The sequence below is a fragment of the Escherichia sp. E1130 genome, from assembly GCF_005781065.1.
In the GTDB taxonomy this organism is placed as follows: Bacteria; Pseudomonadota; Gammaproteobacteria; order Enterobacterales; family Enterobacteriaceae; genus Escherichia.
This window is the reverse complement of the sequence record NZ_VATL01000023.1, coordinates 64,795-80,529: the sequence shown is the minus strand read 5'-3', so window position 1 is coordinate 80,529 and position 15,735 is coordinate 64,795. Positions and strand designations below refer to the sequence as shown.

At 49.9% G+C, this 15,735-nt stretch carries 15 protein-coding genes; 11 read left to right on the top strand and 4 right to left on the bottom strand.

Annotation, left to right across the window (positions count from 1 at the left end):
- Positions 1-181: 181 nt before the first annotated feature.
- The 10 genes from FEK66_RS20255 to hscC all read left to right on the top strand — a co-directional run bounded on the left by FEK66_RS20255 (position 182) and on the right by hscC (position 10,637).
- A complete protein-coding gene (locus FEK66_RS20255; protein WP_001018040.1) occupies positions 182-1,222 on the top strand; it encodes a PhoH family protein in 1,041 nt (346 codons plus the stop codon).
- Positions 1,219-1,686 carry an rRNA maturation RNase YbeY gene (gene ybeY / locus FEK66_RS20250; RefSeq protein ID WP_135493538.1) on the top strand — a complete coding sequence of 156 codons (468 nt, stop codon included), beginning with the start codon at positions 1,219-1,221 and terminating at the stop codon, positions 1,684-1,686. Before FEK66_RS20255 ends, ybeY begins: the two co-directional genes overlap by 4 nt.
- 89 nt (positions 1,687-1,775) lie before the next feature.
- Positions 1,776-2,654: a CNNM family magnesium/cobalt transport protein CorC gene (gene corC, locus FEK66_RS20245; protein WP_001278605.1), complete on the top strand. Its 879-nt coding sequence runs from the start codon at positions 1,776-1,778 to the stop codon at positions 2,652-2,654.
- Between the two features lie 24 nt (positions 2,655-2,678).
- Entirely contained in the window at positions 2,679-4,217 is a 1,539-nt protein-coding gene (gene lnt, locus FEK66_RS20240) for an apolipoprotein N-acyltransferase (RefSeq protein WP_138211530.1), read from the top strand.
- 395 nt (positions 4,218-4,612) lie between these two features.
- Positions 4,613-5,521 carry a glutamate/aspartate ABC transporter substrate-binding protein GltI gene (gene gltI, locus FEK66_RS20235; RefSeq protein WP_001177085.1) on the top strand — a complete coding sequence of 303 codons (909 nt, stop codon included), beginning with the start codon at positions 4,613-4,615 and terminating at the stop codon, positions 5,519-5,521.
- A gap of 169 nt (positions 5,522-5,690) precedes the next feature.
- Positions 5,691-6,431 (top strand): glutamate/aspartate ABC transporter permease GltJ, encoded by a 741-nt coding sequence (gene gltJ / locus FEK66_RS20230; RefSeq protein ID WP_000020950.1) that lies wholly within the window; start codon positions 5,691-5,693, stop codon positions 6,429-6,431.
- Positions 6,431-7,105 (top strand): glutamate/aspartate ABC transporter permease GltK, encoded by a 675-nt coding sequence (gene gltK, locus FEK66_RS20225; RefSeq protein WP_000272824.1) that lies wholly within the window; start codon positions 6,431-6,433, stop codon positions 7,103-7,105. Before gltJ ends, gltK begins: the two co-directional genes overlap by 1 nt.
- On the top strand, positions 7,105-7,830 hold the full coding sequence (gltL, locus tag FEK66_RS20220) for a glutamate/aspartate ABC transporter ATP-binding protein GltL (protein WP_000631384.1): 726 nt from the start codon (positions 7,105-7,107) through the stop codon (positions 7,828-7,830). Before gltK ends, gltL begins: the two co-directional genes overlap by 1 nt.
- Positions 7,831-7,947: 117 nt before the next feature.
- The gene (gene rihA, locus FEK66_RS20215; RefSeq protein WP_130206509.1) at positions 7,948-8,883 is read left to right on the top strand and encodes a pyrimidine-specific ribonucleoside hydrolase RihA; all 936 of its coding nucleotides are present in this window, start codon (positions 7,948-7,950) and stop codon (positions 8,881-8,883) included.
- Positions 8,884-8,966: 83 nt separating this feature from the next.
- Positions 8,967-10,637, top strand: coding sequence for a molecular chaperone HscC (hscC, locus tag FEK66_RS20210; RefSeq protein ID WP_135493537.1), 1,671 nt, complete (start codon positions 8,967-8,969; stop codon positions 10,635-10,637).
- Between the two features lie 75 nt (positions 10,638-10,712).
- Here hscC and FEK66_RS20205 read toward each other — a convergent pair whose 3' ends face one another.
- A complete protein-coding gene (locus tag FEK66_RS20205) occupies positions 10,713-12,164 on the bottom strand; it encodes a J domain-containing protein (protein ID WP_135493536.1) in 1,452 nt (483 codons plus the stop codon).
- Positions 12,161-12,868 carry a DUF1266 domain-containing protein gene (locus FEK66_RS20200; RefSeq protein WP_135492613.1) on the bottom strand — a complete coding sequence of 236 codons (708 nt, stop codon included), beginning with the start codon at positions 12,866-12,868 and terminating at the stop codon, positions 12,161-12,163. The genes FEK66_RS20205 and FEK66_RS20200 overlap by 4 nt, the downstream gene beginning before the upstream one ends.
- Before the next feature lie 101 nt (positions 12,869-12,969).
- On the opposite strand from FEK66_RS20200, the gene FEK66_RS20195 reads away from it, so the two are divergent.
- The gene (locus tag FEK66_RS20195) at positions 12,970-13,524 is read left to right on the top strand and encodes a tetratricopeptide repeat protein (protein WP_130206501.1); all 555 of its coding nucleotides are present in this window, start codon (positions 12,970-12,972) and stop codon (positions 13,522-13,524) included.
- A 9-nt stretch (positions 13,525-13,533) separates the two neighbouring features.
- On the opposite strand, the gene FEK66_RS20190 is transcribed toward FEK66_RS20195, so the two are convergent.
- Positions 13,534-14,961 carry a J domain-containing protein gene (locus FEK66_RS20190; protein ID WP_135493534.1) on the bottom strand — a complete coding sequence of 476 codons (1,428 nt, stop codon included), beginning with the start codon at positions 14,959-14,961 and terminating at the stop codon, positions 13,534-13,536.
- Positions 14,958-15,665 carry a DUF1266 domain-containing protein gene (locus FEK66_RS20185; RefSeq protein ID WP_135493533.1) on the bottom strand — a complete coding sequence of 236 codons (708 nt, stop codon included), beginning with the start codon at positions 15,663-15,665 and terminating at the stop codon, positions 14,958-14,960. Before FEK66_RS20185 ends, FEK66_RS20190 begins: the two co-directional genes overlap by 4 nt.
- Positions 15,666-15,735: the final 70 nt, after the last annotated feature.

The window sequence follows — 15,735 nt, the reverse complement described above, 5'->3', positions numbered from 1 at the left end:
CGGCATGAACAACACGCTCTTCGTCAATAATCACTGGCCCGCCGTTCCGGTGGGCCTTGTTTTTTCTCTCTTTATCCCCATCTTTATCGCAATGCTTGCGCCTTTTTCCTGTGGCGTGAATAATTTCGTTATAGGCCGGTGAATGTTCAGCTTCCGGCGGCATACAGATAAGAGGAACAGTTTGAACATAGACACTCGCGAAATCACCCTGGAGCCAGCAGACAACGCGCGTCTGTTGAGCCTGTGCGGCCCGTTTGATGACAACATCAAACAACTCGAACGCCGTCTCGGCATCGAAATCAATCGCCGCGATAACCACTTTAAACTGACCGGCCGCCCGATTTGCGTCACCGCCGCGGCAGACATTCTGCGCAGCCTGTATGTCGATACCGCCCCAATGCGCGGTCAGATTCAGGATATCGAACCAGAACAGATCCACCTTGCGATTAAAGAAGCGCGCGTGCTGGAGCAAAGCGCGGAGAGCGTGCCGGAGTACGGCAAAGCGGTCAATATCAAAACCAAACGCGGCGTAATTAAGCCGCGCACGCCAAACCAGGCGCAGTACATCGCCAATATTCTCGACCATGACATCACCTTCGGCGTTGGGCCGGCGGGTACGGGTAAAACCTACCTGGCAGTAGCTGCGGCAGTTGATGCCCTGGAACGTCAGGAAATCCGCCGTATTCTGCTGACTCGTCCGGCGGTAGAAGCCGGTGAGAAACTGGGCTTCCTGCCGGGTGATTTAAGCCAGAAAGTAGACCCGTATCTGCGCCCGCTGTACGACGCGCTGTTTGAAATGCTGGGTTTTGAGAAAGTCGAGAAACTGATTGAGCGCAACGTTATTGAAGTCGCGCCGCTGGCCTATATGCGTGGTCGTACGCTGAACGACGCGTTTATCATTCTTGATGAGAGCCAGAACACCACCATCGAACAGATGAAGATGTTCCTGACCCGTATCGGTTTTAACTCAAAAGCAGTTATCACCGGCGACGTCACGCAGATCGACCTGCCGCGTAATACCAAGTCTGGTTTGCGTCACGCCATCGAAGTGCTGGCCGATGTCGAAGAGATCAGCTTTAACTTCTTCCACAGCGAAGACGTGGTTCGTCACCCGGTGGTGGCGCGTATCGTTAACGCCTATGAAGCCTGGGAAGAAGCCGAACAAAAACGTAAAGCGGCGCTGGCGGCAGAACGCAAGCGCGAAGAACAGGAACAAAAATGAGTCAGGTGATCCTCGATTTACAACTGGCATGCGAAGATAATTCCGGGTTGCCGGAAGAGAGCCAGTTTCAGGCATGGCTGAATGCGGTGATCCCGCAGTTTCAGGAAGAGTCGGAAGTGACTATTCGCGTGGTCGACACCGCCGAAAGCCACAGTCTGAATATGACCTATCGCGGTAAGGATAAGCCGACCAACGTGCTCTCCTTCCCGTTTGAAGTGCCGCCTGGCATGGAGATGTCGCTACTGGGCGATCTGGTTATCTGCCGTCAAGTGGTTGAGAAGGAAGCACAGGAGCAAGGCAAACCACTGGAGGCGCACTGGGCGCATATGGTGGTGCATGGCAGTCTGCATTTGTTAGGTTACGATCACATCGAAGATGACGAAGCAGAAGAAATGGAAGCCCTCGAAACAGAGATTATGCTTGCTCTGGGCTATGAGGATCCGTACATTGCCGAGAAAGAATAATTTGCCAGGCATTTGACTGGCAGATGTCCCCGCCGTTGGTGATTAACGACGGCGTTTTGATTAACTAACATGAGAACCCATACGACGCCATGAGCGACGACAATTCACACAGTAGTGACACGATAAGCAACAAGAAGGGATTTTTCTCCCTGTTACTCAGCCAACTTTTCCACGGTGAACCGAAAAACCGTGACGAACTGCTGGCGCTGATCCGTGATTCCGGGCAGAACGACCTTATCGACGAAGATACGCGCGATATGCTCGAAGGGGTAATGGACATCGCAGACCAACGCGTTCGCGACATCATGATCCCCCGCTCCCAGATGATTACCCTGAAACGCAACCAGACGCTGGACGAATGCCTTGATGTCATCATCGAGTCCGCCCACTCACGTTTCCCGGTGATTAGCGAAGACAAAGATCACATTGAAGGGATTCTGATGGCGAAAGACTTGCTGCCGTTTATGCGCAGCGATGCTGAAGCCTTCAGCATGGACAAAGTGTTACGTCAGGCGGTTGTCGTTCCTGAAAGTAAGCGCGTAGACCGGATGCTGAAAGAGTTTCGCTCTCAGCGTTACCACATGGCGATCGTCATTGACGAATTCGGTGGGGTTTCCGGTCTGGTGACCATTGAAGACATCCTGGAACTGATTGTTGGTGAGATTGAAGACGAGTATGACGAAGAAGATGATATCGACTTCCGTCAGCTGAGTCGTCATACCTGGACCGTGCGCGCGCTGGCTTCCATTGAAGACTTCAACGAAGCGTTCGGCACTCACTTTAGCGATGAAGAAGTCGACACTATCGGTGGTCTGGTGATGCAGGCATTTGGGCATCTTCCGGCGCGTGGCGAAACCATCGACATCGACGGTTACCAGTTCAAAGTGGCGATGGCCGATAGTCGGCGTATTATTCAGGTTCATGTCAAAATCCCGGATGACTCACCCCAGCCAAAGCTGGATGAATAAAACCGAAACTGGATAGATAACTACATGGCTTTTGCCTCATTAATTGAACGCCAGCGCATTCGCCTGCTGCTGGCGTTATTATTCGGTGCCTGCGGAACGCTGGCCTTCTCTCCTTACGACGTCTGGCCTGCGGCGATTATTTCGCTGATGGGGCTTCAGGCGTTGACCTTTAACCGCCGTCCACTCCAGTCTGCCGCTATTGGCTTTTGCTGGGGATTTGGCCTCTTTGGCAGCGGTATTAACTGGGTCTATGTCAGCATCGCGACCTTTGGCGGAATGCCTGGCCCGGTTAACATCTTCCTGGTGGTACTGCTGGCGGCGTATCTGTCGCTGTATACCGGACTGTTTGCTGGCGTGTTGTCGCGTCTGTGGCCGAAAACCACCTGGCTACGCGTGGCGATTGCCGCTCCTGCTCTCTGGCAGGTGACCGAGTTTCTGCGCGGTTGGGTACTGACAGGCTTCCCGTGGTTACAGTTCGGCTATAGCCAGATTGATGGCCCGTTAAAAGGGCTGGCGCCGATAATGGGCGTGGAAGCCATTAACTTCCTGCTGATGATGGTAAGCGGCCTGCTGGCACTGGCGTTAGTCAAACGCAACTGGCGTCCGCTGGTGGTGGCTGTCGTACTGTTTGCCCTTCCCTTCCCGCTGCGTTACATCCAGTGGTATACCCCGCAACCGGAGAAAACCATTCAGGTTTCGATGGTTCAGGGCGATATTCCGCAATCGCTGAAGTGGGACGAAGGCCAGCTTCTTAATACGCTGAAGGTTTACTACAACGCAACGGCACCACTGATGGGCAAATCATCGTTGATTATCTGGCCGGAGTCGGCGATAACCGATCTGGAAATGAATCAGCAACCATTCCTCAAAGAGCTGGATGGCGTTCTGCGTGAGAAAGGGAGTTCGTTGATAACCGGGATTGTCGACGCGCGTCTCAATAAGCAGAACCGCTACGATACCTACAACGCCATCATCACGCTGGGTAAAGGTGCACCGTACAGCTACGAATCAGCCGATCGCTATAACAAAAACCATCTGGTGCCGTTTGGCGAGTTTGTCCCGCTGGAGTCGATTCTGCGTCCGTTAGCACCGTTCTTTGATCTGCCGATGTCGTCATTCAGCCGTGGGCCATATATCCAGCCACCGCTGTCGGTGAACGGCATTCAGCTCACTGCGGCCATTTGCTACGAGATCATTCTCGGCGAGCAAGTGCGCGATAACTTCCGCCCGGATACCGACTATCTGCTGACTATCTCCAACGATGCGTGGTTTGGTAAGTCTATTGGTCCATGGCAGCACTTCCAGATGGCGCGAATGCGTGCGCTGGAGCTGGCGCGCCCACTGCTGCGCAGCACCAACAACGGCATTACGGCGGTGATTGGTCCTCAAGGTGAGATTCAGGCGATGATCCCACAATTCACCCGCGAGGTGTTAACCACTAACGTGACGCCGACTACCGGACTCACGCCATACGCACGTACCGGCAACTGGCCGCTGTGGGTGCTGACGGCGCTGTTTGGTTTTGCCGCTGTGTTGATGAGTCTGCGTCAGCGACGTAAATAATCCCTTCTTATCGTGCCGGAATACATCCCGTATTTCGGCACGCTCGCCGGATGCGGCATGCACACCTTTTCCACCTTCACCATTCTTCTGTCCATTTCTGGCACATCTATTGCTTTGTTATACAAGGCAAACCTTGAACCGGCATTAGCGCAACCCGGTTGCACCACAACAATCCACCGGTAGCACCAAAAAGGTGCATTTTAAGAATTTTGCTTCGGAATGGTGCGGTGCATCTCGCAAAAACAAACAATAAAACAGCAATATCTTTACATTTAGCCAAACTAAATGTTACCTAACAAGCACAACACTGCACAATAAAGTTGCAGATGATAACAACACAAACACTCACAACGGGTATCCATGCGTTTTTAACGCAGAAGATAAAGGAGTTGGATATGCAATTACGTAAACCTGCCACAGCAATCCTGGCCCTGGCGCTTTCCGCAGGACTGGCACAGGCAGATGACGCCGCCCCGGCAGCGGGCAGTACACTAGACAAAATCGCCAAAAACGGTGTGATTGTCGTCGGTCACCGTGAATCTTCAGTACCTTTTTCTTATTACGACAATCAGCAAAAAGTGGTGGGTTACTCGCAGGATTACTCCAACGCCATTGTTGAAGCAGTGAAAAAGAAACTCAACAAACCGGACTTGCAGGTGAAACTGATTCCGATCACCTCACAAAACCGTATTCCACTGCTGCAAAACGGCACTTTTGATTTTGAATGTGGTTCTACCACCAACAACGTCGAACGCCAAAAACAGGCGGCTTTCTCTGACACTATTTTCGTGGTCGGTACGCGCCTGTTGACCAAAAAGGGTGGTGATATCAAAGATTTTGCCGATCTGAAAGGCAAAGCCGTAGTCGTTACTTCCGGCACTACCTCTGAAGTTTTGCTCAACAAACTGAATGAAGAGCAAAAAATGAATATGCGAATTATCAGCGCCAAAGATCACGGTGACTCTTTCCGCACCCTGGAAAGCGGTCGTGCCGTTGCCTTTATGATGGATGATGCTCTGCTGGCTGGTGAACGTGCGAAAGCGAAGAAACCAGACAACTGGGAAATCGTCGGCAAGCCGCAGTCTCAGGAAGCCTACGGTTGCATGTTGCGTAAAGACGATCCGCAGTTCAAAAAGCTGATGGATGACACCATCGCTCAGGTCCAGACCTCCGGTGAAGCGGAAAAATGGTTTGATAAATGGTTCAAAAATCCAATTCCGCCGAAAAACCTGAACATGAATTTCGAACTGTCGGACGAAATGAAAGCACTGTTCAAAGAACCGAATGACAAAGCACTGAACTAATTACAAGAACCAGGGGCGGAAATTCCAGCCCTCTCGATTGTTACGTAGCACGGACAGACTATACGCCTGATGGTCGTTCCCCATCGGGCCTGAAAACCGCAATACGCTGGGTAACAATCTTCGAGGGTAGCAGTTAACGCTGCTACCCTCTTTTTTCTGGAGTAGATTTATGTCTATAGACTGGAACTGGGGTATTTTTTTACAACAAGCCCCGTTCGGCAACACCACCTATCTTGGTTGGATCTGGAGTGGTTTTCAGGTGACGATCGCTTTGTCGATCTGCGCCTGGATTATCGCTTTCCTCGTCGGCTCGTTATTCGGCATTTTGCGCACCGTTCCTAACCGTTTTCTCTCCGGTCTGGGTACGTTGTATGTCGAACTGTTCCGCAACGTGCCATTGATTGTGCAATTCTTTACCTGGTATCTGGTGATCCCAGAGCTGCTGCCGGAGAAAATCGGCATGTGGTTTAAGGCGGAACTGGACCCAAATATTCAGTTTTTCCTCTCCTCTATGCTCTGCCTGGGGCTGTTTACTGCGGCTCGCGTTTGCGAACAAGTACGCGCCGCAATCCAGTCACTACCGCGCGGGCAGAAGAATGCCGCGCTGGCAATGGGGCTGACGCTGCCGCAGGCTTACCGCTATGTGCTGCTGCCTAACGCTTATCGCGTTATCGTCCCGCCGATGACTTCCGAGATGATGAACCTGGTGAAAAACTCCGCCATCGCCTCGACTATCGGTCTGGTAGATATGGCGGCGCAGGCGGGTAAATTGCTCGACTACTCGGCCCACGCCTGGGAGTCGTTTACCGCCATCACGCTGGCGTATGTGTTGATTAACGCGGTTATCATGCTGGTGATGACGCTGGTTGAACGTAAAGTTCGCCTGCCCGGCAATATGGGGGGCAAATAATGTACGAGTTTGACTGGAGTTCTATTGTCCCTTCCCTGCCGTATCTGCTGGATGGGCTGGTGATCACCCTGAAAATCACCGTCACGGCAGTCGTGATTGGTATTTTGTGGGGCACCATGCTGGCGGTGATGCGCTTATCGAGCTTTGCGCCCGTTGCCTGGTTTGCCAAAGCCTACGTTAACGTGTTCCGTTCGATCCCACTGGTAATGGTACTGTTGTGGTTTTACCTGATTGTGCCGGGTTTTCTGCAAAACGTGCTGGGATTATCGCCAAAAAATGATATCCGTTTAATTTCGGCGATGGTGGCGTTTTCGATGTTTGAAGCGGCCTACTATTCAGAGATTATCCGCGCCGGTATTCAAAGTATTTCTCGTGGTCAGTCGAGCGCCGCGCTGGCGTTGGGAATGACTCACTGGCAGTCGATGAAACTGATTATTCTGCCGCAGGCGTTCCGCGCGATGGTGCCGCTGCTGCTCACTCAGGGTATCGTACTGTTCCAGGATACCTCACTGGTGTATGTGTTATCTCTGGCCGATTTCTTCCGTACCGCCTCAACCATTGGTGAGCGTGATGGTACGCAGGTTGAGATGATCCTGTTTGCCGGATTTGTTTATTTCGTTATTAGCCTTAGCGCGTCGTTGTTGGTCAGCTACTTGAAAAGAAGGACAGCATAATGATTACCCTGAAAAATGTTTCAAAATGGTATGGTCACTTTCAGGTGCTGACCGACTGCTCAACCGAAGTGAAAAAAGGCGAAGTGGTGGTGGTTTGCGGCCCGTCTGGTTCTGGCAAATCAACGCTGATTAAAACCGTCAACGGCCTCGAACCGGTGCAGCAAGGTGAAATCACCGTCGATGGTATCGTGGTTAACGACAAGAAAACCGATCTGGCAAAGCTGCGTTCCCGCGTCGGGATGGTGTTCCAGCATTTCGAGCTGTTCCCTCATCTGTCGATTATCGAAAACCTGACCCTGGCGCAGGTGAAAGTGCTTAAACGCGATAAAGCGCCGGCTCGTGAAAAAGCATTGAAATTGCTGGAGCGCGTGGGACTTTCCGCACATGCCAATAAGTTTCCGGCGCAGCTTTCCGGCGGTCAGCAGCAGCGTGTGGCGATCGCTCGCGCATTGTGCATGGATCCTATTGCCATGCTGTTCGACGAACCGACATCGGCGCTGGATCCGGAGATGATCAACGAAGTGCTGGACGTGATGGTGGAACTGGCGAACGAGGGGATGACCATGATGGTGGTGACCCACGAAATGGGCTTTGCCCGTAAAGTGGCGAATAGAGTAATCTTTATGGACGAGGGAAAAATTGTCGAAGACTCGCCGAAAGACGCTTTCTTCGATGATCCGAAATCGGACCGCGCAAAAGACTTCCTCGCGAAAATCCTGCACTAATCCTTCTGGCGCGCATACCCAGGTGCGCGCCATCTCACGCTTTATCGTTTCGGTCCTCGTATCTGTTACATTCCGGCGTTACCCTTGTCGCAAAGAAACACACAACAAGGAGCAACAATGGCACTGCCAATTCTGTTAGATTGCGACCCAGGTCATGACGACGCTATCGCAATAGTTCTCGCCCTCGCCTCACCAGAGCTTGATGTCAAAGCCATCACATCTTCCGCCGGAAACCAGACACCCGATAAAACATTACGCAATGTTCTGCGTATGCTTACCTTGCTTAATCGCACCGATATTCCGGTAGCAAGCGGTGCGGTGAAACCGTTAATGCGTGAGTTGATTATCGCGGACAACGTACACGGCGAAAGCGGTCTGGATGGTCCGGCATTACCGGAACCGACGTTTGCACCGCAAAACTGTACGGCGGTAGAGCTGATGGCGAAAACGCTGCGTGAAAGTGCGGAACCTGTCACCATTGTTTCTACCGGACCGCAAACTAACGTCGCCTTGCTGCTCAATAGCCATCCGGAACTGCACAGCAAAATCGCCCGTATCGTGATTATGGGCGGTGCAATGGGGCTTGGTAACTGGACGCCAGCCGCCGAGTTTAATATTTACGTTGACCCGGAAGCAGCGGAGATTGTCTTCCAGTCAGGGATTCCGGTGGTGATGGCCGGTCTGGATGTCACTCACAAAGCACAAATCCACGTTGAAGACACCGAGCGTTTCCGCGCGATTGGTAACCCGATTTCAACCATTGTTGCCGAACTGCTGGATTTCTTCCTCGAATATCATAAAGACGAAAAATGGGGCTTTGTCGGCGCGCCGCTGCACGATCCGTGCACCATTGCCTGGCTATTGAAACCCGAGTTGTTTACCACCGTGGAGCGCTGGGTCGGCGTTGAAACACAGGGGAAATATACCCAGGGGATGACAGTTGTTGATTATTACTATCTGACCGGTAATAAACCGAATGCCACTGTAATGGTCGATGTTGATCGTCAGGGCTTTGTTGATTTACTGGCTGAACGTCTGAAATTTTACGCTTAATACTCCTTATTGATTAAGATCACCACGTTTTACCAGGGTGGTCTTAATCTGGTTATCTCTTTTTCTTTCAAGATATAAATGCAATGGATAATGCAGAACTCGCCATTGGTATCGATCTCGGTACTACCAATAGTTTAATTGCTGTCTGGAAAGACGGTGCCGCACAATTAATTCCAAATAAATTCGGTGAATATTTAACACCATCCATAATTAGCATGGATGAAAATAACCATATTCTGGTCGGTAAACCGGCAGTGTCCAGGCGCACATCGCATCCTGATAAAACCGCAGCGTTATTTAAACGCGCGATGGGCAGTAATACCAACTGGCGTTTAGGCGGTGACACATTTAATGCACCGGAATTGTCCTCTTTGGTATTGCGTTCATTAAAAGAAGATGCTGAAGAATTTCTGCAACAACCGATTAAAGATGTGGTGATCTCTGTTCCTGCTTATTTCAGTGATGAACAACGCAAGCATACCCGTTTAGCAGCAGAGTTAGCCGGGCTAAATGCAGTGCGCCTGATTAATGAGCCAACGGCAGCCGCGATGGCGTATGGCCTGCATACGCAGCAAAATACCCGCTCGCTGGTTTTTGATCTCGGTGGCGGCACGTTTGACGTCACGGTGCTTGAATACGCTACGCCGGTGATTGAAGTGCACGCCTCCGCGGGTGATAACTTTCTTGGTGGCGAAGATTTTACTCATATGCTGGTCGATGAAGTTTTAAGACGCACGGAAGTTGCCAAAACCACGCTTAACGAGAGCGAACTGGCAGCCTTATACGCCTGCGTGGAAGCGACAAAATGTAGCAATCAATCGCCAATGCACATTCGCTGGCAGTACCAGGAAGAAACACGTGAATGCGAATTTTACGAGAACGAACTGGAAGATTTGTGGTTGCCGCTACTCAACCGCTTGCGTGTGCCGATTGAACAGGCGTTGCGCGATGCACGTCTGAAACCGAGTCAAATCGACAGCCTGGTACTGGTCGGCGGTGCGTCGCAAATGCCGCTGGTGCAGCGAATCGCCGTGCGTCTGTTTGGCAAACTACCGTATCAAAGTTACGACCCGAGCACCATTGTCGCGCTGGGCGCAGCGATCCAGGCCGCCTGCCGCTTACGCAGCGAAGATATTGAAGAAGTGATCCTCACCGATATTTGCCCCTACTCGTTGGGCGTTGAAGTTAACCGCCAGGGCGTTTCCGGCATTTTCTCGCCAATTATTGAACGAAACACCACTGTGCCTGTATCGCGTGTAGAAACTTACTCAACCATGCACCCGGAACAGGATTCAATTACGGTTAACGTCTATCAGGGAGAAAACCACAAAGTTAAAAATAACATTCTGGTGGAGTCATTCGATGTGCCGTTGAAGAAAACCGGGGCTTATCAGTCGATTGATATTCGCTTTAGTTATGATATCAACGGGTTGCTTGAAGTTGACGTGCTTCTGGAAGACGGCAGCGTTAAGTCCAGAGTCATTAATCACAGTCCGGTAACATTGAGCGCTCAGCAGATTGAAGAGAGTCGGGCGCGGTTATCCGCATTGAAAATTTATCCGCGCGATATGCTCATTAACCGTACCTTTAAAGCCAAACTGGAAGAGTTGTGGGCGCGTGCGCTGGGTGAAGAGCGAGAAGAGATTGGCCGGGTGATCACCGATTTTGATGAGGCGTTGCAGTCAAACGATATGGCCCGCGTCGATGAGGTTAGGCGGCGGGCGAGCGATTATTTAGCCATTGAGCTCCCATAAACACGACTGCCGGATGCGGCGTAAACGCTGCATCCGGCCTACTCGTAGATCGGATAAGATGCGTCAGCATCACATCTAACTGAGCAACATCGCGATTTTGCCGAGAGCATAACCTATCACCAGCACCGTTAAGCCGATTTTAATAATGCTGGTAATGCTCTGTGGTTTTTCATCCTCATCATTTTTCTCTTCATGATTTTCAGGTATAGGCTCATCGACATCTTCATCCTCCGGCTCGAGTTTCACTTTTGTCAACAGCATCCGGGTGATAATGGCCTCTAATGGATGAGCGTCTCCGCCTTCCAGCCTTGTATTAAGACGGGCCAGCATCTCTTGTTTCGGAAACGCTTCCAGTACTACCTGTTCCGCTACCCGATACAGATCCAGTAACGGTGAATCTTGCCCTGTCTCGCTACCGACTCTCGATTTCCACCACGCCCATGCTTTGCGTTTGAAGAATAACGACTCGATAAACGATTGACCTAACGGCGATAATTTTCCGCTATGTAAAATTTCCGCCCATAACAGCCGCGTCCAGGCGCTCTCGCCAGGGACATATTTCAGCGGCTTACCTTGTGCATCAATCATGCTTCGCGCTTCGATAACCATCGCTAATAACGCGAAGTAATCCGGGCAATGACGCTTGCTCCACTGCAACAACAAATAATCCGCTTGTGTAGATGGGTAACTCTCCCAGTATGCGCAGAGATCGGCAAGCAGACTTTCCCCCTCACCGCAGTACAACCGTTGTGCACACGAGTAATATCGGGCATCTCCGCTTTCTGGTTCTTCCGTTTGCCACTGTTGGGCAACAGGAATGAGTTCCGCCATACCTGTTTGCACCGAGCTATACCAGCGCAACAATTTGCGATGCAACTTCGCATCATCAGGAATTAACCATGGACCTGCCATCGCCAAAAATGCAGTGACATAGTCAGGATGGTAACGGCAGCAACGTTCCAGCGCGAAGTAATAATCAACAGTCTGGTTCTGTAACGCGACGGGATATTCCAGAAGGCTAAGGAAATCGAAACAATCCCCAGCCTGAATGTCCTCAAGAAAAGCCTCCCGCTCTTCTTCATCCATTCCTTCGCTGTCACTAAACGAATGCCAGTTCAAACGCTCTGCCAACAAAGATGCACAATTCAATGAAAGATATCGCGCCTTCATAGCGATTGCACACAGCGGCCAGCGTAATTGTTCGACATCCTCCATGTTCCAGGTATTTAATTGCTGAATAAATTTCTGCCAGGCGGAGGGCTGAAAACGATCACTTTCCGAAGCCAGTAAGGTTCTGAACGCTTTCAGTGCTTCGTGCTCTTCTGCAAGATCTTTCTCGTTATCAGCATTTTTTTCGTCTGGATTGACCGCAAGTCGCAGCGCCTCTTCATAGGCCTGGCGTAACGCTTTAAACCCCTGCGGATCGGTTTCTGGATGGTACAACGGTAAACGAGCAAGATAAGCCTGACGGATAATATCAACTTGTGTTGTGCTTTCGATTTCGAGGATTTGCCAACATGTTTTCATAGGTCGCTCACATCCTTAAGCGTTGCCGGGCATTCAGGCTGGGCAGTTAATGGCTGCCAGGGAAGCGTGGCATAGAAACGATCGCTTCCCGCTGCCAGCTCTTCGAACATCCGACTCCCGGCGCTATCGTATTTGTACAAGGTCAGCGCCTCGCGTAGCGAAGCGTTGTCTTCGCACTGAGCGGATTGCCAGTAGAGACGTCCTAACGAATAGGCGGAAAAATAGTGCATCCAACTGTGATAGTAATGGTGTGCTCGTTCATAGACACGCGATTGCAGCCATAAACTCTCGTCTTCCGTCAGCCACTTGTTGAGCACACCGACCCGTGACAGAAACCCCATTCGAACATAATCCCAGGCTTTGATTCCCCCTTCCCCGCAGCACATAGCGGTTTGTGCAACAAATTGGGTATAAATCAGCCCTCTGTCAGAGCCACCAGCTATTAATGCTTTCCACTCTTCAGGTGAAGAGCGATGCCATGCCAGATATAACCCGGCTAAATCATTTGCGTGACCATCATCGGTCATTTGGTAAATAGTCTGAATTAAATCATCACGATTATTTATTCCCCAGGATGATGACAGATCAAATTCTTTTACTCCGGTATACATTTTTGGCGAGTCATGTGCAGGCTTGCATCCCTTATTAAGAATCTCCATTGGCGTAGAAAGCGCAAATAGAAGGCGTTGTTCTTCCTTATCCATATATTAACAATCCTTTAAGTACATTAACTGACTACTTTTTTATTAATGATGAGTATAAACTTGACGCTTTCAAAATAAAAAGAAAATCGAAGCATTGATAAATGAACAAAAAAATATATTTTATATTCGCAATATTTATAGTTGCGGCTATCACTTGTATTAGCCAACCTAAGAAAACGACCTTGCGCGATAAAGCTATGGCGAATTATGTCTTTGATTATTTAAGATCACCAGGCAGTCTTCCGTTTACCACGGCAGCAACGGAGCTTTCCGCGATTCATGGTCACTCAACGTCGCAATATCGCCTTGGCGAATTTTATCTTCATGGTAGCGACGGTAAACCACTGGATTATACACAGGCGAGATACTGGTATGAGCAATCAGCAGAACAGGAAAATCCGCGCGCACAAAGCAAACTGGGGTGGATCTACCTGAAAGGTCTGGGAGTCAAACCAGATACCCGTAAAGCAATTCTCTGGTATAAGGAAGCAGCTGAACAAGGGTATGCTCATGCTCAATATACTTTGGGTTTGATCTACAGAAATGGCTCAGGTGTTAATGTTAACCATTATGAATCTCAAAAATGGTTAAAACTGGCCGCCAAACAACATTACAAAAATGCGGAAAGATTGCTTGCCGGGCTTCCCGCACATTAACGTCGACTGTCACCCGAAGAGATGGAGTATTTTCCCTATCAAACCAGCAAAAATAAAAATATAGAAAATAATTTTAATGATGCCCAGACAGCCCGGCCCACCATCATCAACAGGCATTGGCTGCGGTTGCGGCTCCGGTTCGACGGTTTGCTTCTCGGTAAAATTCGCCGACTGAATTAATAATCGACGAATAATTAATGCTTCCAGTGGGCAACGATCTTCTGCATCAAGACGAGCGACGATCGGCATTAATGATTCTTCTGTAGGCTGGTTCGCCAGCACTAATTGTTTAGCAACTAAATATAATGGCCATAAGGGATGCTCTGTATCACGCGTGAGTGAGATTCGCGGCTTACGCCCTTTGTGCAAAACCATCTCGACCAGAGAACGCCCCAGCGCAGAGAGTTTTTCATGGCTGAGTATTTCGTATAATTGAAAGCGCGTACGGGCGCTGTCGCCGGGGACATAAAGTAGCGGTTTTCCCTGATCGTTAACCAGTTCACGTGCTTCAATCATCATAACCACTAACGGGTAATAATCGACCCGATGCTGACGGCACCATTGCAACATTAAAGCATCCGCCTGGGTAGAGGGAGACTCGCGCCAGTAATCACAAAGTTCTGCCAGCAGGTTTTCGCCTTCCCCACAATAGACGCGTTGCGCGTATTCATAATAACGCGCATCTTCATTATCAGGTTCAGCTTCCCGCCACGACCGAGCGTAATCCAGGAGTTCGGGTATTCCCACGCGGCTTGAGGTATACCAGCACAGTAAATTTCTGTGCAGTTTTGCATCATCGGGGATAATCACTGCGCGATGTTGCGCTAAATACAGTGTCAGCCATTCTGGATGCGATGACCAAATCCGAGCGAACATTTGATAAAAATCAATGGTGTCATTTTGCACGGCAACGGACAGATGCAGGATGGTCTGGAAGTTAAAAATATTCCCCTTCGCAATGGCATATAAAAAGGATTCCAGTTCTTCTTCGTCTATTTCCCCGGTGTTTTCCTCCTGCAACCACCGCAATCTTTCTGCTAATAACACCACGCACTCGAAGGATAAATGGGCAGTGTTCATAGCTATCGCGCACAACAACCAGCGTAATTCATCAATCTCTTCCATCGAGCAATAATTTAATTGCTGAATGAATCGCTGCCAGGCTGAGGGCAGAAAACGTTCGCTATCAGAGGCAAGTAACGCACGAAAGGCGAGCAGAATTTCATGTTCTGCAACTTCATGTTCTTCTGCTTGCCAAACAGATTTAGCAGGCGACTGCGCAATCCGTAGCGCGTCTTCATACGCCTGACGCAGTTGTTTAAAGCCCTGTGGATCGGTTTCTGGATGAAAGGACGGTAACAGCGCCAGATAAGCGCGACGGATAATATCGACGTCAGTCGTTTCCTCTATTTCAAGGATCTTCCAGCAATTTTTCATAGGTCGCTCATATCCTTAAGCGTTTCCGGGCATGAAGGGTAGTCAGCCAGATGTTGCCAGGGTAAGGTCGCGTAATATGCATCGTCACTGGCAACTAATTGATAAAACATATCATTGCCGGAATCGTCGTATTCTTTACGCGCTAAGAATTCACGTAATAAAGGCAGATTATCATCCTCGGGAGACTGCCAATAATGTCGACCAAAGGTATAACCGGCAAAGTATTGCCGCCAGTTACTATAATAACGTAGCGCCCGTAAATGAATGCGCGACTGGATCCATAGACTTTCTTCTTCACTCAACCAGTTATTAAGTACGCCCATCCGGCTTAAAAAACCCATCCGGACATAATCCCAGGCTTTGATTCCCCCTTCGCCACAGCATTCGGCGGTGCTGGCGACAAATTGCGCATAAGTCTGACCTTGCTCATTTAATTCAGCAAGATAGCCACGCCATTCACATGGCGAATAACGAAACCAGCGGTGATAAAACCCAGCCAACCGTGCAGCATGACCGTTATCGATCATTCGGTGAATTGTGCGCAGCAGGTCATCACGGCCATCAATTCCCCAGGAAGAAGAAAGGTCAAAAAAGCGTGTACCTAAATACATTTTGGGAGATGAATGCGAAGGTAAACAGCATTCATTGCGTATTTCCATCGGAGTGGAAAGTGCAAACAATATTTTTTGCGACTCCATGTCCATATAATTCATCCTTAAATATTCACTCAATGAATATTAACTACATCGCGAGGCTCATTTATTTATACTTTTC